The sequence below is a fragment of the Herbaspirillum sp. LeCh32-8 genome (assembly GCF_017814915.1).
Classification (GTDB): domain Bacteria; phylum Pseudomonadota; class Gammaproteobacteria; order Burkholderiales; family Burkholderiaceae_D; genus Herbaspirillum.
Genome location: NZ_JAGIPZ010000001.1, coordinates 529,738 through 546,766, shown reverse-complemented (window position 1 = coordinate 546,766; position 17,029 = coordinate 529,738). Strand labels below are relative to the sequence as shown.

At 63.9% G+C, this 17,029-nt stretch carries 17 protein-coding genes; 10 read left to right on the top strand and 7 right to left on the bottom strand.

Translation table 11 applies throughout. The features are described from left to right. Positions 1–34: 34 nt before the first annotated feature. Positions 35–241: a hypothetical protein gene (locus J8I26_RS02600; RefSeq protein ID WP_209604852.1), complete on the bottom strand. Its 207-nt coding sequence runs from the start codon at positions 239–241 to the stop codon at positions 35–37. Here J8I26_RS02600 and fliL point away from each other — a divergent pair. From fliL to J8I26_RS02550, 10 genes are all read left to right on the top strand, one after another. Then, on the top strand, positions 156–671 hold the full coding sequence (gene fliL, locus J8I26_RS02595) for a flagellar basal body-associated protein FliL (protein WP_209603756.1): 516 nt from the start codon (positions 156–158) through the stop codon (positions 669–671). The genes J8I26_RS02600 and fliL overlap by 86 nt on opposite strands. 22 nt (positions 672–693) lie before the next feature. Further along, positions 694–1,698, top strand: a complete 1,005-nt coding sequence (gene fliM, locus J8I26_RS02590) for a flagellar motor switch protein FliM (protein WP_209603754.1) — start codon at positions 694–696, stop codon at positions 1,696–1,698. Between the two features lie 2 nt (positions 1,699–1,700). After that, positions 1,701–2,156: a flagellar motor switch protein FliN gene (fliN, locus tag J8I26_RS02585; protein WP_209603752.1), complete on the top strand. Its 456-nt coding sequence runs from the start codon at positions 1,701–1,703 to the stop codon at positions 2,154–2,156. A gap of 19 nt (positions 2,157–2,175) precedes the next feature. Beyond that, complete coding sequence (gene fliO, locus J8I26_RS02580) at positions 2,176–2,742, top strand: flagellar biosynthetic protein FliO (protein WP_209603750.1); 567 nt, start codon at positions 2,176–2,178, stop codon at positions 2,740–2,742. Positions 2,743–2,812: 70 nt separating this feature from the next. Beyond that, entirely contained in the window at positions 2,813–3,550 is a 738-nt protein-coding gene (gene fliP, locus J8I26_RS02575; RefSeq protein ID WP_209604765.1) for a flagellar type III secretion system pore protein FliP, read from the top strand. Between the two features lie 9 nt (positions 3,551–3,559). Beyond that, positions 3,560–3,829: a flagellar biosynthesis protein FliQ gene (fliQ, locus tag J8I26_RS02570; RefSeq protein WP_209603749.1), complete on the top strand. Its 270-nt coding sequence runs from the start codon at positions 3,560–3,562 to the stop codon at positions 3,827–3,829. 88 nt (positions 3,830–3,917) lie between these two features. Beyond that, positions 3,918–4,724, top strand: coding sequence for a flagellar biosynthetic protein FliR (fliR, locus tag J8I26_RS02565; RefSeq protein WP_209603747.1), 807 nt, complete (start codon positions 3,918–3,920; stop codon positions 4,722–4,724). A 199-nt stretch (positions 4,725–4,923) separates the two neighbouring features. Continuing rightward, the gene (locus tag J8I26_RS02560; RefSeq protein ID WP_209603745.1) at positions 4,924–6,147 is read left to right on the top strand and encodes an efflux RND transporter periplasmic adaptor subunit; all 1,224 of its coding nucleotides are present in this window, start codon (positions 4,924–4,926) and stop codon (positions 6,145–6,147) included. A 7-nt stretch (positions 6,148–6,154) separates the two neighbouring features. Then, on the top strand, positions 6,155–8,122 hold the full coding sequence (locus J8I26_RS02555) for a MacB family efflux pump subunit (RefSeq protein WP_209603743.1): 1,968 nt from the start codon (positions 6,155–6,157) through the stop codon (positions 8,120–8,122). Positions 8,123–8,229: 107 nt separating this feature from the next. Then, positions 8,230–9,606 carry an efflux transporter outer membrane subunit gene (locus J8I26_RS02550; protein WP_245200093.1) on the top strand — a complete coding sequence of 459 codons (1,377 nt, stop codon included), beginning with the start codon at positions 8,230–8,232 and terminating at the stop codon, positions 9,604–9,606. A 96-nt stretch (positions 9,607–9,702) separates the two neighbouring features. On the opposite strand, the gene flgL is transcribed toward J8I26_RS02550, so the two are convergent. The 6 genes from flgL to flgG form a co-directional block, all read right to left on the bottom strand. After that, entirely contained in the window at positions 9,703–10,836 is a 1,134-nt protein-coding gene (gene flgL / locus J8I26_RS02545; protein ID WP_209603739.1) for a flagellar hook-associated protein FlgL, read from the bottom strand. Positions 10,837–10,856: 20 nt separating this feature from the next. Further along, entirely contained in the window at positions 10,857–13,151 is a 2,295-nt protein-coding gene (gene flgK, locus J8I26_RS02540) for a flagellar hook-associated protein FlgK (protein ID WP_209603737.1), read from the bottom strand. Positions 13,152–13,273: 122 nt separating this feature from the next. Next, positions 13,274–14,248: a flagellar assembly peptidoglycan hydrolase FlgJ gene (gene flgJ / locus J8I26_RS02535; protein ID WP_209603735.1), complete on the bottom strand. Its 975-nt coding sequence runs from the start codon at positions 14,246–14,248 to the stop codon at positions 13,274–13,276. 97 nt (positions 14,249–14,345) lie between these two features. After that, positions 14,346–15,476, bottom strand: a complete 1,131-nt coding sequence (locus J8I26_RS02530; RefSeq protein ID WP_245200022.1) for a flagellar basal body P-ring protein FlgI — start codon at positions 15,474–15,476, stop codon at positions 14,346–14,348. 42 nt (positions 15,477–15,518) lie between these two features. Further along, complete coding sequence (locus J8I26_RS02525; RefSeq protein WP_209603733.1) at positions 15,519–16,178, bottom strand: flagellar basal body L-ring protein FlgH; 660 nt, start codon at positions 16,176–16,178, stop codon at positions 15,519–15,521. A gap of 62 nt (positions 16,179–16,240) precedes the next feature. Continuing rightward, a complete protein-coding gene (flgG, locus tag J8I26_RS02520; RefSeq protein ID WP_209603731.1) occupies positions 16,241–17,023 on the bottom strand; it encodes a flagellar basal-body rod protein FlgG in 783 nt (260 codons plus the stop codon). Positions 17,024–17,029: the final 6 nt, after the last annotated feature.

The following is a 17,029-nucleotide window of genomic DNA, read 5'->3' as shown; positions in this document are numbered from 1 at the left end:
CCGCCGGCACGACGGCGGCCTCGGGGGGCGGGTCTCAGGCAACAAGCATCACGGGGAACAGCTTTATCGTCCGCGCAAGACTCAACAATAAGAATTCTTTGCCGATAAGCACACATCCAAGCAATACGCGCTGACGAACAGAAAGGAAACAGTAGATGGCAACAAAAGGAAAAGCCCCGGCCAAGGGAGCTGAAGCAGATGCAGCACCAGCGAAGTCCAGCAAGAAGATGTTGTTCATCATCGTCGGCGCCGTCCTGGTGCTGGTGATCGGGGGCGCAGCGGCATTCTTCATGATGGGCGGCAAGAAAAAGGGCGAAGAAGATCACGCCGAAGAAAAGGTCGAGGCCAAGGCGCCCACCTTCGTGGTCATCGAGCCGTTCGTGGTCAACCTGCAGCAGGAAACCGGCGACCAGTATCTGCAAGTGGCAATGACCCTGCAGGTGCCCGACGCCCAGACCGCCGAGGCGCTCAAGCTGTACATGCCGCAAGTGCGCAGCCGCCTGCTGATGGTGTTGTCGAGCAAGAAGGCGTCGGAGCTCCTGACCGGCGAAGGCAAGCGCAAGCTGACCGACGAGATCGTCGACCAGCTGGGCGAACCGTTCTCCGGCAAGGGCAAGGGCCCGCAGATCAACGACGTGTTCTACACGTCCTTCGTGATCCAGCAGCAGTAAGCTTCAGAAGAGTCATACGAACATGTCCGAGCACTTTCTATCGCAGGAAGAAGTCGATGCCCTTCTGAAGGGCGTGACAGGGGATGACGACGAGGAAAAACTTGTCGAAGAGACCCCCGGTACGGTACGTACCTATAACCTGGCGACTCAGGAACGTATCGTCCGCGGGCGCATGCCCACGCTGGAAATCATCAACGAGCGTTTCGCCCGCCTGTTCCGCATCGGCCTGTTCAACTTCCTGCACCGTACCGCCGAGATCTCGGTCGGTCCGGTCAAGGTGTCCAAGTACAGCGAATTCATCCGTAACCTGGTGGTGCCGACCAACCTGAACCTGGTCCACATCAAGCCCTTCCGCGGCATCGGCCTGGTGGTGTTCGACCCGCAGTTCGTGTTCATGCTGGTGGACAATATGTTCGGTGGCGATGGCCGCTTCCACACCCGCATCGAAGGTCGTGAATTCACGCCCACCGAGCAGCGCATCATCATGCGCGTGCTGGAAATCACCTTCGAGAACTACTCGAAGTCGTGGGAACCCATCTACCCGATCGAATTCGAATTCATCCGGTCGGAAATGAACACCCAGTTTGCCAACATCGCCACTCCCAACGAGGTGGTGGTGTCGACCACGTTCACCATCGAACTGGGTCCGGTCTCCGGCGAGATCCACATCTGCACGCCCTACTCCATGATCGAGCCGGTGCGTGACCGCCTCACCAGCAGCATGCAGGGCGAGGCGCTGGAAGTCGACAAACGCTGGATCCGCCTGATGAAACAGCAGATCCAGACCGCCGAGGTCGAACTGATCGTCAATTTTGGCACTGCCCGCGTTACCTTTACCGACCTGCTCAACATGCAGGTCGGCGACGTGATCCCGCTGCAGACCACCGAGACCGTCAATGCAGAGGTCGACGGCGTGCCGGTGATGGAATGCAGCTACGGCCAATCGCATGGCCAATACGCACTGCGCGTTGAAAAGCTGCTTTCCATCACGCAACAAGAAACACCAGAAAGCTTTCAAGGAGAGTAGCAATGGCTGATGAGAACGTAGAAGGTCAAACCGCAGCGGAAGACGATCCGTGGGGTGCGGCGATGGCCGAACAGTCGCAAGCCGAAGAGGTACAGAAAAAAGGCCAGATGGCAGATGAAGTCGGCGTGACCGGCCAGTCCGTCCAGGCCACCGTGTTCAAGGATCTGAGCGCGGCCGACATCCAGACCAATACGCCCAACGACATCGACTTCATCCTCGACATCCCGGTCCAGCTGACCGTGGAACTGGGTCGCACCAAGATCGCCATCAAGAACCTGCTGCAACTGGCGCAGGGCTCGGTGGTGGAGCTCGACGGCATGGCCGGCGAACCGATGGACGTGCTGGTCAACGGCTGCCTGATCGCCCAGGGCGAAGTGGTGGTGGTGAACGACAAGTTCGGTATTCGCCTGACTGACATCATCACGCCGGCCGAACGTATCCGCAAACTGAACCGCTAAGCGGTTCAGCTGCCCGCTGATGAAGCATATCTCCGCAGTATTGCGCACCAATAACAGCCCACGGCGGACGCAGGCATGCCTGCCGTCCGCCCTGCTGTTTTTGGGCGGTAATTTCCTGTTCCTGAGCCAGGCCTGGGCCGACAACGGCAGCGGCGCGACGGCCGCCGGCGGCGCCGCCGCGCAGGCGGGCGCCGCGCTGCCTTCGTCGTCGGGCAGCGTGTTTACCATGCTGTTCGGACTGATCGCGGTGCTGGCGCTGATGGCCGGCGTGGCCTGGCTGTTCAAGCGCTTCGGCCTGACGCAGAACTTCAGCGGCAATGCCGCGGCCAAGGTGATCGGCGGCGTCAGCGTCGGCACCCGCGAGCGCGTGATGGTGATCGAAGTAGGCGAGCAATGGATCGTGGTGGGCGTAGCGCCCGGCCGCGTGAACGCCCTCGCCACCATGCCGCGCCAGGAACTCCCTTCGCACCAGCAGGCCAAACCCGGCACGCCGGCTTTCGCCTCCTGGCTCAAGCACACCATGGACAAACGTAACGGCAGCCCCGCAACCGAGGGCCGCACAGGCAATGATGGCAGCACAACCTGAGCCGCAACGGCTGATTTCGACACCGGCACGCAAGATCGCCCGGCATGGGCTGGCGCAAGCGGCATCGCTGCTGCGCTCCGGCCGCTTCTGGACCCTCCTCCTGCTGTGCCTGCCGCTGGCGGCCTCGGCCCAGCAAGGCATCCCCGCACTGAACAGCACGCCCGCGCCCGGCGGCGGCACGAATTATTCGCTGCCGATCCAGACGATGCTGCTGCTCACATCGCTGTCGTTCATTCCGGCGGCGATGCTGATGATGACCTGCTTCACCCGCATCGTGATCGTGCTTTCGCTGTTGCGCCAGGCGCTGGGCACGCAGTCCACACCGCCCACGCAGGTGCTGGTCGGCCTGTCGCTGTTCCTGACCTTCTTCGTGATGGGCCCGGTGTTCGACCGCATCTACACCGAGGCCTACCAGCCGTTCTCGGAAAACAAGATCCAGATGATGGAAGCGCTCGACAAGGGCGCCGCTCCGTTGAAGGAATTCATGCTCAAGCAGACCCGCCAGTCCGACCTGGCGCTGTACGTGAAGCTCTCGCGCGGCCCTGAACTGCAGGGGCCGGAAGACGTGCCGCTGCGCCTGCTGGTGCCGGCCTTCGTCACCAGCGAACTCAAGACCGCGTTCCAGATCGGCTTCGCCATCTTCATCCCCTTCCTCATCATCGACATGGTGGTGGCCAGTATCCTCATGTCGATGGGGATGATGATGATGTCGCCGGCGATCGTGTCCCTGCCCTTCAAGCTGATGCTGTTCGTGCTGGTGGACGGCTGGCAGCTGCTGATCGGCTCCCTTGCTCAAAGTTTTTACTAGGAGAGAACCATGACTCCTGAAAGCGTCATGACCCTTGGCCGCGATGCCATGCAAGTCACCCTGCTGCTGGCCTTGCCCATGCTGGCCACGGCCCTGGCCATCGGCCTCTTGGTCAGCATCTTCCAGGCGGCCACGCAGATCAACGAACAGACCCTGTCGTTCATTCCCAAGCTGGTCGGCGTGTTCCTGGCCATGATCATTGCCGGCCCGTGGATGCTGACGCTGATACTGGACTACATGCGCACCATGTTCACCAGCATTCCGGCCATGGTCCAGTAAAGAGGACACCTGAGGAGGCCGCCCCACGGGCGATCTTCTCTCGTCTTTTCCCGTCTTTTCCCGTCTTTTCCGGCCGCGCCGTTCCCCCATGCTCACCTTCACCAGCCAGCAGCTCTACGCCTGGATCGCCATGTTCATCTGGCCGACCACGCGCATCCTCGGCTTGCTGGCGATCGCCCCGCCCTTCGGCAGCGCCAGCGTGCCCATGCTGGTCAAGGTCTTGCTGGGCGTTGCCATCGGCGCGGTGATCGCACCCGACGTGCCGATTCCCGCCGCGCTCGATCCGATGTCGATGACCGGCATCCTGATCCTGCTGCAGCAGCTGCTGGTCGGCCTGTCGATGGGCCTGGCCATGCGCATCGTGTTCGCCGCGGTGGAAGCCGCCGGCGAACTGACCAGCTCCACCATGGGCCTGTCCTTCGCCGCCTTCTTCGATCCCCAGACCCAGGGCCGCACCTCGGTGGTCAGCCAGGTCTTCTCGCTCCTGGCCACCATGGTGTTCCTGAGCCTGAACGGTCACCTGATCCTGTTGCAGGTGATGGCCGAAAGCTTCCACTCCCTGCCCATCAGCGCCCAGCCGATCACCACCGAAGGTTTTCACCAACTCGGCCTGTGGGGCGCCAAGGTCTTCAGCATGGGGCTGCAGCTGTCGCTGCCGTTCCTGATCGCACTGCTGATCACCAACTTCGCGCTGGGCATCCTGACCCGCTCGGCGCCGCAGCTGAACCTGTTCGGCATCGGCTTTTCCATCACCATGCTGGCGGGCTTCATCCTGATCGGCTTCGGCCTGCCCTACATGCTTACGCCCCTGCAGCGCTTTCTCTCGGACGGCGTGGAGATGGTGCGTCTCCTGGGCAGCGTGCCGCCGATCAAGGCCCTGCCCAAGCTGCCCTGAGCCCTGCCTACAGAACTTCACGCAAACCGTGATGTCGTAACTTCGCGCAAACAGTGGGCAAGCTGCTTGCAACCTCCTTTTACAGCGCAGAAACGAATAATTTACACAAATTGACACCTGTTCAGGCCGGCCACGGGCACACTTTGGGGCCTGATTCACCACGCGCCCTGCGCGCTTTTCCGCTTCGCACGAACTCCGCATGAATATCAGCCTGCTCCGCAAGCCGAAGTACCTCGTCTCAGCCATCCTCACAGTCGCCATTGCCGGGTCTCTCGCCTATAAATTCCTGACGCCGCCGCCGGCGCCGTCCTATCTCAGCGCCATCGCCGGCGTCGCCGATATCGAAGATACGGTGCTGGCCAGCGGCACCGTCAAGGCCTACAAGCAGGTCAGCGTCGGCGCCCAGGCCTCCGGCCAGATCAAGTCGCTCAAGGTGGCGCTGGGCGAGCAGGTCAAGAAGGGCCAGCTGGTGGCCGAGATCGATTCGCTGACGCAAGCCAACTCGCTGCGCACCGCCGAATACTCGCTGCAAAACCTGCAGGCGCAGCTGCGCTCCAAGGAAGCCACGCTCAAGCAGGCGCAGCTGGCCTACGAGCGCCAGAAGACCATGCTGGCCGGCGACGCCAGCTCGCGCGAGAGCTTCGAGAGCGCAGAAGCCACCCTGAACACCACCAAGGCCGATATCCTCGCGCTGCAGGCACAGATCAACGAAGGCCGCATCTCGGTCGACACCGCGCGCGTGAACCTGGGCTACACCCGCATCAGCTCGCCGATCGACGGCCAGGTGGTCGCCATCGTGGCGCAGGAAGGCCAGACCGTGAACGCCAACCAAAGCACGCCCACCATCATCAAGGTGGCGCGCATGGACACCGTGACCGTCAAGGCGCAGATCTCGGAAGCCGACGTAGTGCGCGTCAAGCCGGGCCAGCAGGTCTACTTCACCATCCTGGGCGCGCCCGACCAGCGCTACAGCACCACGCTGCGCGCCATCGAGCCGGCGCCGGACTCCATCCTGCAGGACGACACCTCCACCACCTCGACCAGCTCCTCCTCCACCAGCAGCAGCTCGAGCTCGACCGCGATCTATTACAACGGCCTGCTGGATGTGCCCAACGCCGACGGCAAGCTGCGCATCTCCATGACGACCCAGGTCAACATCGTGCTCTCCAGCGCCAAAGGCGCGCTGGTGGTGCCGTCCACCGCGCTGGGCGACAAGGCGGCCGACGGCTCCTACACCGTGCGCGTGCTGGACGAGCAAGGCCGCGCGCATGCGCGCAAGGTCAGGATCGGCATCAACACCAATGCCCAGGTGCAGATCACCGAAGGCCTCAAGGCCGGCGAACGGGTGGTCACCGGCATGGCCACGCCGGGCACGACCACGGCCTCGTCTTCGGAGCATCACGGCCCGCCGCCGATGATGTGAGCGCGCCATGACGACTCCCCTGCTCCAGCTGCGCGGCCTGCGGCGTGATTTCCCGGCCGGCGAAGACGTCGTGACGGTCTTGAACGACGTCAACCTCGACATTCATGCCGGCGAGATGGTGGCCATCGTCGGCGCCTCAGGCTCCGGCAAGTCGACCCTGATGAACATCCTCGGCTGCCTGGACAAGCCCAGCGCCGGCAGCTACCGCGTGGCCGGCCGCGAAACCGGCGAACTGCAAGCCGACGAACTGGCGCAGCTGCGACGCGAACACTTCGGTTTCATCTTCCAGCGTTACCACCTGCTGTCGGACCTGGACGCCACCGCCAACGTCGAAGTGCCGGCGGTCTACGCCGGCCAGGACACGCAACAGCGCCGCGCCCGCGCCCTGCAATTGCTGGCGCGCCTGGGCCTGTCCGAACGCACCCACCACAAGCCCGGCCAGCTCTCCGGCGGCCAGCAGCAGCGCGTGTCGATCGCGCGCGCGCTGATGAACGGCGGCGACGTGATCCTCGCCGACGAGCCCACCGGCGCGCTCGACAGCCACAGCGGCCATGAAGTGATGAACATCCTCAAGGAGCTGCACGCCGAGGGCCACACCATCATCATCGTCACCCACGACATGCAGGTGGCGGGCAACGCGCAGCGCATCATCGAGATCAGCGACGGCGTGATTATCGCCGACCGCCCCAACGGCGACAGCAACGCAGACGCCGCCGCGCGCGCGGGCGGCGTGCAACGCGATGCCGCGCACGCGCAATCCTCGCCCTGGCGCGCCTGGCTGGATCGGATGAAGGAAGCCTTGCGCATGTCGCTACTGGCGATGAACGCACACCGCCTGCGCAGCTTTTTGACCATGCTGGGCATCATCATCGGCATCGCCTCGGTGGTGTCGGTGGTGGCGCTGGGCACCGGCTCGCGCGAGAAGATCCTGTCCGACATCAGCTCCATGGGCACCAACACCATCGACGTTTTCCCCGGCTCCGGCTTCGGCGACATGAAGTCGGCCGCGGTGCGCACGCTCACGCCGGCTGACGCCGATGCGCTGGCCGGGCAGAACTTCGTGGACAGCGTCACGCCCAGCGTGTCCACCTCCTCGTCGGCGCGCTACGGCAACATCTCGGTGTCGGCCACCATCAACGGCGTGGGCGAACAATACTTCCGCGTGCGCGGCCTGCAGATGGCGCAGGGCAAGGCCTTCGACGGCGACGGGATCCGGCGCTACGCGCAGGAGGTGGTGATCGACACCAACACCTACGAGAAACTCTTCCCCGGCAACGCCAATGCGCTGGGCGAGGTGGTCTTCCTGGGCTCGGTGCCGTGCCGCGTGATCGGCGTGACGCAAAAGCGCGAGAACGGCTTCGGCAACAACAGCGCCCTCAACGTCTGGGTGCCCTACACCACGGCCATGAGCCGGGTGATCGGCCAACGCTATCTGTCCGGCATCACGGTGCGCATCAGCGACCAGGTGCCCAGCGCCGCCGCCGAGGAAGGCATCGTCAAGCTGATGACGCTGCGCCATCGCACCAAGGACTTCTACATCTTCAACACCGACAGCATCCGCCAGACCATCGAGAAAGCCACCGCCACCATGACGCTGCTGGTGTCGATGATCGCGCTGATCTCGCTGGTCGTAGGCGGCATCGGGGTGATGAACATCATGCTGGTCTCGGTCACCGAGCGCACCCGCGAGATCGGCGTGCGCATGGCGGTGGGCGCGCTCCAGGGCGACATCATGCAGCAGTTCCTGATCGAGGCCGTGCTGGTCTGCCTGGCCGGCGGCCTCTTGGGCGTGCTGCTGGCGCTGTCTTTCGGCGTACTGTTCTCGCACTTTGTCTCCGGCTTCCACATGATCTATTCCGCCGCTTCCATCATCAGCGCCTTTGCCTGTTCCACCCTGATCGGTGTAATCTTCGGCTTCCTGCCAGCGCGCAATGCGGCCCGCCTGAACCCTGTCGATGCACTTGCACGCGAATGAACACACTTCACACCCACGCCCCCGCTTCGTCTGTTGAATTCACCGTCAAACGCCTGACCAGCGTCAAACGCCTGACGGCCGCCGTCTCCATCGCGCTTGCGCTGACCATGCTGGGCGGCTGCGCCTCGGCCGTGCGCACGCCCTACCAGGCGCCGCAAACGCAGGCGGCAAGCGCCTGGCAACAGCGCGGCGCGGTCGACGAAGTGCTGGCCGACCAATGGTGGCGACAGTTCGGCGACGCCGAACTCGACCGCCTGATCGACGAGGCGCTGCGCAAGAACAATGACCTGGCCGTGGCCGGCATCAAGGTGCGCCGCGCGCAGCTGGAAGCCGGCCTGGCGGCAGACGCCCGCGTACCGGCCCTGAGCGCCTCGGCCTCCAGCACCGGCAGCAAATACCTGAGCGGTAGCCGCAGTACCGTGCGCTCCAGCAGCAATGCGGTCAGCCTGTCGTATGAAGCCGACCTGTGGGGCCGGCTGGGCGCCAACTACGACGTCAAGCGCTGGGAAGCGCTGGCCACCGAACAGGACCGCGAGAGCACCGCGCTGACGCTGATCGGCACCACCGCCAACCTGTACTGGCAAGGCGCCTACCTGAACCAGCGCATCGCGGTCAGCCAGGAGAGCATCACCTATGCCCAAAAGACGCTCGACCTGGTGCGCACCCAATATCGCGCCGGCTCGGTGTCCTCGCTGGAGATGCTGGAGGCGGAGCAGAACCTGATCACCCAGCAGTCGACCCACACCGAGCTGATCCAGCAGCGGGTGGAGAACGACAACGCGCTCTCCATCCTGTTCGACAGCCCGCCGGGCAAGCTCGTCGCCCTGCCCGCGCAGTTGCCCCAACAGGCCTTGCCCGACCTGGCAGCCGGCCTGCCGGCGGAGCTGCTGTCGCGCCGCCCCGACCTGCGTGCGGCCGAGCTGCGCCTGCGTGAATCGCTGGCCAGCGTCGACGCCACGCGCGCCAACTACTATCCCAAGCTGACGCTGACCGGTTCGCTGGGCACCAGCAGCGACGCGCTGATGCGCCTGGTGCAAAATCCGCTGGCCTCACTGGGCGCGCAGCTGACGCTGCCCTTCCTGCAATGGAATGAGATGAAGCTCAACGTGAAGGTCTCGCAAGCCGACTACGACAGCGCGGTGACCTCGTTCCGCCAGACCCTCTACTCGGCCTTCAGCGACGTCGAGAACGCGCTCTCGGCGCGCCGTCAATACGCGCAGCAGGAGGTGCTCCTGCAACGCAACCTGAAGGCCGCGCAGGATGCCGAGAAACTCTATGAGCTGCGCTACCGCGCCGGCTCGGTCACGCTGCAATCCTGGCTGGACCAGCAGGAAAAACGCCGCACCGCCGAGACCTCGCTGGCCGAGGCGCGCCTGAATCGCCTGAAGAACCAGATGACCCTGTACCAGGCCATCGGCGGCGATGCGCGCGTGCCTTCGGCTGAGCTGGCGCAGTCGGGCGAATCGAGCAAATCGGGAAGTTGATTTTTCCGGGAATGAAAAGCAAAAAGGCGAACCGAGGTTCGCCTTTTTTGTTTTGACCCGCACGCAGCACACCGGCGCTGCGACGGGATCGGATGATTACTTCAGGTAGTTCAGCAGCGTCAGGCCGCTGGTGGACACGAACACTTTTTGCGCGGCCGACAGGTAGGTCTGCTTCAGCGTCAGGTCGCTGATCAGTTCGCTGACGTCGGCGGTATTGCGGCCCAGCATGTCGTTCACGGCCGAGGTGTAGTTCTGGTCCTTGACCTTGCCGGCGGCGTCCAGGCTGTCCAGCTCGTTCTGGCGCGAACCGACCGAGGCGCTGACGGTGCCGACGTTGTCGATCATGGCGCTGAACTGGCCGTTGAAGGTGGCCAGCTGACGGGTCAGGCTGGCCTGGCTGCCCGGCACCGGGGTACGGGCGGCATCGGCGGTGTCCGACTTCAGCTTGGCGGCAGCGGCGGCCGAGAACTTGGCGGCATAGGTCGGATCCGACGCGTCGGTCGCGTCCAGCGTGGCCTGCGCGGTCTTGTAGGCCTGGATCGGGAACAGGCCCGAGCCGGCCGGATATTCGAAGGTGTTGGCGGCCTGCTCGTCGGCGTTGTTGGCGGCTTCCGTGACCGGCACCGACAACACGCTGATCAGGTTGCTCATGCTCTGGAAGATGTCCTGGCCATTGCCCTGGAAGATGGCCTGGCCGGAGGCGCTGATCTCCATCTGGCGGGTGGAGTCCACTTGCAGGGACATGGTGCCCTGGTCGCCGTTGTAGACCGCGTTGCCGTTGCCGTCCAGCGTGAACGGCTGGGTGGTGCTCTTGAAGCCGGCGAACAGGTAATTGCCCTGGCCGTCGGTGGCGTTGGCGTAGCCCAGCACTTCCTGGAAGTTGCTCTTCAGTTCCGAGGCCAGGTTGGCGCGCTCGGAGTTGCTGAAGGACTGGTTGCCGGCCTTGATGACGTCCGACTTCAGCTTGGTCAGCATATCGGTGAAACTGTCCAGCGTGCTGGAGACCTGCGCCAGCGAGCTGTTGGCGTTCTTGCGGTTGGTCTCGTACTGGGTGTTGAGCGCCTGGGTCTGGGTCATGTCCAGCGCGCGGGCGGCGTTCACCGGATCATCCGAGGGCAGCAGAACCTTCTGGCCGGCAGTCACCTGCTGGTTCAGCTTCAGGATCTGGCTTTGCATGTTGGTCAGATCGTTGTTGCTGATCTGATAGAGCATCTGGGTGCTAATACGCATGACGGTCTTCCTCTAGATACTTAGTTGATCACCTGGAACAGCACGTTGAGCATGTCGCTGGCCGCCTGGATGATCTTGGCCGCAGCCTGGTATTGCTGCTGGTTCTTGATCATGTTGGCCAGCTCTTCATCCTGGTTGACGCCGGACTCGGACGAAAGCTCGCCGGTGATCGCCTCCAGACGCGCCTTCTCGGCCGTGTTGGTGACGTTGATCTCGTTGGTCTTGTTGCCGATGGTGGCCACCAGCTGCGAATACGAACCCTGCAGCGTGGTGTTGCCGATCGTGTTCTTGGTCTGCACGCCTGCCAGCAACAGCGCATTGCGGTTGTCGGAGGTGGCGTTGGTGTTGGCCGACACGGTGAACTGGTCGCCGTTGGACGGCTGGCCGGTCACGGCAAACGTCATGCCGCCCATGGTGTAGGAGTCGCCCGGCACGTACGTCAGGCTGGTCGCGCCTGCGGCCACGTTGGTGGTGGTGCCGTCCTTGTGGGTGATCACCGCGCCGCCTGCCGGCACTGCCGACGACAGATTGAAGCCGACCGGAGCGGTGGTCGAATAGGTCATCTTCAACGGCGTGGTCAGCGGCGTAGCGAAGTAGCTCGAATCCACCGAACCGGCGCTGATCGATGCCGTGCCCTTGTTGCCCGCCACCGGCGCGAAGTTGAAGTTGTCGCCGGTCGCCGGGGTACCCGAGAGCGTGAAGCTCACGCCGCCGCTGCTGTAGGTCGAGCCGGCAACGTAAGGAATCGGCGCGCCGGCCGCATAGGTGGTCGAGGTGCCCGCGCTGTTGGTGACCACGATGGACGGCGCCGGCGTCACGCCGGTCCAGGTCGCGGTCAAGTTGGGGCCGGCCGAGGTGGCGAAGCTCAGCTTGGAACCCTGAACAAAGGTGGAGGTGTCCAGCGAGGAATTGGAGACGACGCCGCTGCCGGTGTTGCCGGTGGTGGTCAGGCCCACGGTGCTGGCGGCATTGCCGCCGGTGACGATGGGCGCGGCGCCGGCGATGAGCTGGGTATTGCTCATGGCCATGGTCAGCTGCGCTGCGCCGTCGACGGTCGGCTGGATCTTGAAGCTGTCGCCGGCGGCCATGGTCGGCGCCGAATAGGTCACGCCGTCCACCGTCACCGGGAAGGTGCCGGCCGGCGTAGCGGTCGGGTCGACCACGGTCTTGTTGTTGTCCGACAGGCGCGTGATGGTGTACTTGGTGCCGTCGTAGGCCAGCGTGTAGTCGCTGGTGGTCAGCGCCGAGGCGTTGGTGATGGTGGCCGTCACGGCCGCCGTCGCGCTGTTGGCGGTAGCGCCGGTCACGCGCGGAGGCGCGACGTTGAACATATTGGTGCCCTGCACGCCGTTCTGGTCCAGGCCCAGCTTTTGCTGGTCGTTGATGGCGTTGCCCAGCGCCGTAGCCACGCGGCCCAGCGAGTTCTGCGCCGGATCCAGGGTTTCGGTGCGGTACTTCAGCAAGCCGCCCAGGCTGCCGCCGTCATAGAAGAAGCTGTCGGGGATGGTGGCGGTGCCGCCGCCGCTCAGCGTGTAGCCGATCTGCAGGCGAGTCAGGTCATCCTTGGAAGGCGTCGCCACCAGCGTGGACGGCACGTCGCCGATCACCAGCGGCTGGCCGGAGCCGATGAACACACTGACTGCACCGTTGTCCTGCGGCACGGTGCTGACCTTGGCGTACTTGTTGATGTTGGCGATCACCTGGTCGCGCTGGTCCAGCAGGTCGTTCGGCGCTTGGCCGCCGCCGGCGCCCTGCGCCTTGACGATGGCCTTGTTGAGCTCCGCCAGCTGGCTCGCGTAAGAGTTCAGCGTATCGACGGTCGAGGTGATCTGGTTGTTGACGCTGGTGCGGCTTTGCGCCAGCTGGTCGTTCAGGCTCTGGAAGCGCGCCACCAGGGTGGACGCCATCGACAGCACCGATTGGCGCGAGGCGTCGGTGTTGGGGTTGGAGGCGAAGTTCTGTACCGACTTGAAGAAGTCCTGCAGCGCAGGCGACAGGCCGGCGTCGCTGTCAGCCAGCAGATTGTTGATCTGCGAGATCTGCGAATAGTAGGAGTCCAGCGAGCTGGCGGTGGTCTGCGAGGCCAGTTGCTGCTTGACCAGGAAATCGTTGTAGACGCGCTTGATCTCGGCCACTTGGGTGCCCTGGCCGACGAAACCATAACCGTAGTTGATGCCGCCGGCGGTGCTTTGCACGACGACCTGGCGGTTATAGCCTGGCGTAGTGGCGTTGGAGATGTTGTGGCTGGTGGTGGCTTGCGCCGCCATGGCCGCCTGCAACGCGCTCTGTCCGATGCTGAAGATGTTAGTTGCCATGCTAGGTCGTCGTCCTGAAAGCTTTTAGCGGAATACCCAAGTCAACGGCACGCTTTACAAAAACTTTAGACGATACGGGCCGGATTTGTTTCCGGCCCGGAACAGTCGAGCTTTGCCGCGCTTTATGCCGACAGGGACTGGCGAATGATGCGCGAGAGCTTCTCGGCGTAGTGCGGATCGGTTGCATAGCCCGCGCGCTGCAGGCCATAGGCGAAACCGTGCGCGTCCTGTGCGCTGGCCAGCACCTTCTCGTAACGCGGGTTGCTCTTGAGCAAATTGGCGTAGTCCTTGAAGGCGTCGGCGTAAGAATCATAGGCGCGGAATTTCTCCACGCGCTTTTGCGGTTTGCCGTTGATGTATTCGATGGTGGTCGCTTCGACAACCTTGCCGGTCCAGTTGCCGGTCGCCTTAATACCGAACAGGTTGTGCGCCGAGCGGCCGTCGCGGGTGACGATTTCCTTCTTGCCCCAGCCGGTTTCCAGCGCAGCCTGCGCCAGCATGAATTTGGCCGGGATGCCGGTCATCTTGCTGGCGACCTCGGCGTCGGCCTGCAGGCGGTTCTGGAACGCCTCCACGTGGGCCGGCTTGTTGGAATTGCGGCGCTGCTTGTTGCGGCCATCCTGGTCGGTACTGTCGGCACCCTGCTGCTGCGCCACGAAGCTCTGGATGAACTTGGCGCGGTCGGCTTCGCTCATGTCCTTGACCAGCGGAATGCCCATCGGCAAGCCGTCGTCCTGCTGCTGGGAATCCACGTCCTGCGCGTCCGGCAGCTTCTTGGGCAGCGAGGCCGACAGCTGGCGCGTGAGCACGTCGGCCAGGCCGATGCCCTTCTGGGCCAGGTTCTGGCTCATCTGCTGGTCCAGCATGGACGTAAACATCTTGGTCTGCTCGTTGTCGAACGGGCCGTTTTGCGGCGTCGCGTCGCGCATGCTCTTCATCATCATGTTCAGGAACAGCGCCTCGAACTGCTTGGCCGCGCCCTTCACCGCTTCCGGCGAGTTGCCGTTCTGACGTGCGGCTTCGCGCAGGCTGTTCAGCCCATTCGCATCGACGGCCAGGCCTTCGGTCGGATTGGATGGGTTGATCTTGTTGAGCATGGAATACCTTGGATGAGAGATCGGTTGTTCTTGGGCCGGGCCGTCTTCGGCAGCCCGGTCAGCAAAATCGCCTCGTATTGAATTGCTTTAATTCGTCTTAAATTACTTCAAGTTCTGCGCGCAGCGAACCCGCCGCCTTCATCGCCTGCAGGATGGCCAGCAAATCCTGCGGGGTGGCGCCGATGGCGTTGAGCGCCTTGACCACATCGGCCAGCGAGGCGCCGCCCTTGAGCAGCATGACCTTGCCCGGCTCCTTGTTGATCGAGATCTGGGCGTTCTGCACCGCCGCGGTGTTGCCGCCGGCCAGCGCATTGGGCTGCGACACCGCATTGTCGGCCTGGATCACCACCGACAGGTTGCCGTGCGACACCGCGCAGGTGTCCAGCATCACGCTCTGGTTCATCACCACCGAGCCGGTACGCGCGTTCAGGATCACCTTGGCCGCCAGCTTGCCCGGCGTCACGTCGACGTTTTCCAGCGCGCCGAGGAAGGCCACGCGGTCGCCGCTGGAGATCGGCGCGCGAATACGGATCACGCGGCCGTCCTGCGCCACCGCGGTATCCATGCCGAAGCGCTTGTTGACGGCGTCGACCACACGCGAAGCAGTCGAGAAATCGTTGTCGTTCAGTTCCAGCATCACCATGTCGCCGCCGCCCAGCGCGCTGGGCACGGCGCGCTCCACCGTGGCGCCGCCGGAGATACGACCGGCCGACAATTGGTTGATGGTGGTGCTGCTGCCGGCCGCCGACGCGCCTGCGCCGCCGACCACGATGTTGCCTTGGGCGATCGCGTAGATCTGGCCGTCGGCGCCTTTCAGCGGCGCCATCAGCAGCGTGCCGCCGCGAATGCTCTTGGCGTTACCGATGGAGGACACGGTCACGTCGATCATCTGGCCCGGCTGGGCGAAGGCCGGCAAGGTTGCCGTCACCATCGCCGCCGCCACGTTCTTCAGCTGCATGTTGCTGCTGGTGCCGGTGGGCACGTTCACGCCCAGCTGCTGCAGCATGCTGATCACGCTTTGCACGGTAAACGGGGTCTGTGTGGTCTGGTCACCACTGCCGTCGAGGCCGACCACGAGACCGTAGCCGACCAACTGGTTTTGCCGCACGCCCTGGATGCTGGCCAGGTCCTTCAAACGCTCCGCGTGAGCCGGCGCCGCGGCAACCAGGCACAGGCCGGCCGTCACTACAGCCGCCAGCGCCTTGCGCGTCATCTGCATCATGTTCATCGCGGTAATTCCTTTGCTAACCATTGCCCTGCTTCGCCCCAATCAGAAAGGAGAAACGCTGAAGAAGAATCGTCCCAGCGAGGACATGAAGTCAGCCATGTCGACGCGGGTATTGGTACGGTATTCGACCTTGGCGTCGGCCACCAGGGTCGACGACACCGTATTGCCGGTCTGGATGTTGTCCGGGCTCACGGTGCCCGAGAAGCGCACGTATTCCACGCCCTTGTCCAGCGCGACCTGCTTCTCGCCGCTGACCACCAGGTTACCGTTGGGCAGCACCTCGACCACGGTCACGCCGATAGTGCCGGTGAAGGTGTTGCTGGAGGTGGTGGCGCCCTTGTCTTCAAACTTGTTGGACGAGGTGCCGCTGGCCGAGAGCTCCTTGATGCTGGTGCCGAAGATGGTCGGCGCCGGCGAGGCTACAGTGCCGGTCTTGCTGGCCGAGCTGCCGGCCGACTTGGCGGCGCTGGTCTTCTCGTTGATCACGATGGTAATAGTGTCGCCCACCAGGCGCGCGCGGCGGTCTTCCAGCAGCGGGCGATACGCCGCCGACTGGAAGATGGCGCCGGAAGTCGGAGGCGCATACGAAGCCGGTTGCGGGCGCGCGGTGGTCGGTCCGGTCACGATGGTGTCGGGCACGGTGGTGCAGCCGGCGACGCCGAATGCGCCCGCGATTGCGGCCAATTTCAGCAAGCGTTTCATATCTGCCTCTTCCTTCTTCATACTCAAACTTCAAACTGCCAATGCAAAACTGCTCAACCGCCTTACAGCTGCGAAATCTTGGCCAGCATCTGGTCGGACGTGGTGATGGCCTTGCTGTTGATTTCGTAAGCGCGCTGGGTCTGGATCATGTTGACCAGCTCTTCCACCACGTTGACGTTGGAGGTTTCCACGTAACCCTGCCACAGGGCGCCGGCGCCGTTGGTGCCCGGGGTGTTGGCGTTGGGCGTGCCGGAGGCGGCGGTTTCCATGTACAGGTTTTCGCCGCGGCTTTCCAGGCCGGCCGGGTTGATGAAGGTGGCGACCTGGATCTGGCCGATCTGCGTCGTCGCGGTCGAACCGGCGGTCATGATCGACACGGTGCCGTCGCGCGCCACCGTCAGCTTGGTGGTGTTGTTGGGGATGGTGATCGGCGGCGTCACGGTATAGCCGCTGGAGGTCACCAACTGGCCCTGGCTGTCGGTCTGGAACGCGCCGTCGCGGGTGTACGCGGTGGTGCCGTCCGGCAGCAGGATCTGGAAGAAGCCCGCGCCCTGGATCGCCAGGTCCTTGTCATTGTTGGTCTGGTTCACCGCGCCCTGGGTGAAGATGCGCTCGGTCGCCACCGGACGCACGCCGGTACCGATCTGCAGGCCGGAAGGCAGCTGGGTCTGCTGCGAGGACTGCGCGCCGGGTTGACGCACGGTCTGGTACAGCAGGTCTTCGAACACCGCGCGCGAGCGCTTGAAGCCGTTGGTGCTGACGTTGGCCAGGTTGTTCGAGATCACGTCCAGCTGCGTCTGCTGCGCATCCAGGCCGGTCTTGGAAATCCAAAGGGAACGAATCATCTATTT

Bases quoted from the DNA above. Each gene is read 5' to 3' on its own strand.
- fliL (WP_209603756.1), top strand. From the start codon at position 156: ATGGCAACAAAAGGAAAAGCCCCGGCCAAGGGAGCTGAAGCAGATGCA.
- J8I26_RS02600 (WP_209604852.1), bottom strand. From the start codon at position 241: ATGATGAACAACATCTTCTTGCTGGACTTCGCTGGTGCTGCATCTGCT.
- fliM (WP_209603754.1), top strand. From the start codon at position 694: ATGTCCGAGCACTTTCTATCGCAGGAAGAAGTCGATGCCCTTCTGAAG.
- fliN (WP_209603752.1), top strand. From the start codon at position 1,701: ATGGCTGATGAGAACGTAGAAGGTCAAACCGCAGCGGAAGACGATCCG.
- fliO (WP_209603750.1), top strand. From the start codon at position 2,176: ATGAAGCATATCTCCGCAGTATTGCGCACCAATAACAGCCCACGGCGG.
- fliQ (WP_209603749.1), top strand. From the start codon at position 3,560: ATGACTCCTGAAAGCGTCATGACCCTTGGCCGCGATGCCATGCAAGTC.
- fliR (WP_209603747.1), top strand. From the start codon at position 3,918: ATGCTCACCTTCACCAGCCAGCAGCTCTACGCCTGGATCGCCATGTTC.
- J8I26_RS02560 (WP_209603745.1), top strand. From the start codon at position 4,924: ATGAATATCAGCCTGCTCCGCAAGCCGAAGTACCTCGTCTCAGCCATC.
- J8I26_RS02555 (WP_209603743.1), top strand. From the start codon at position 6,155: ATGACGACTCCCCTGCTCCAGCTGCGCGGCCTGCGGCGTGATTTCCCG.
- J8I26_RS02550 (WP_245200093.1), top strand. From the start codon at position 8,230: ATGCTGGGCGGCTGCGCCTCGGCCGTGCGCACGCCCTACCAGGCGCCG.
- flgL (WP_209603739.1), bottom strand. From the start codon at position 10,836: ATGCGTATTAGCACCCAGATGCTCTATCAGATCAGCAACAACGATCTG.
- flgK (WP_209603737.1), bottom strand. From the start codon at position 13,151: ATGGCAACTAACATCTTCAGCATCGGACAGAGCGCGTTGCAGGCGGCC.
- flgJ (WP_209603735.1), bottom strand. From the start codon at position 14,248: ATGCTCAACAAGATCAACCCATCCAATCCGACCGAAGGCCTGGCCGTC.
- J8I26_RS02530 (WP_245200022.1), bottom strand. From the start codon at position 15,476: ATGAACATGATGCAGATGACGCGCAAGGCGCTGGCGGCTGTAGTGACG.
- J8I26_RS02525 (WP_209603733.1), bottom strand. From the start codon at position 16,178: ATGAAACGCTTGCTGAAATTGGCCGCAATCGCGGGCGCATTCGGCGTC.
- flgG (WP_209603731.1), bottom strand. From the start codon at position 17,023: ATGATTCGTTCCCTTTGGATTTCCAAGACCGGCCTGGATGCGCAGCAG.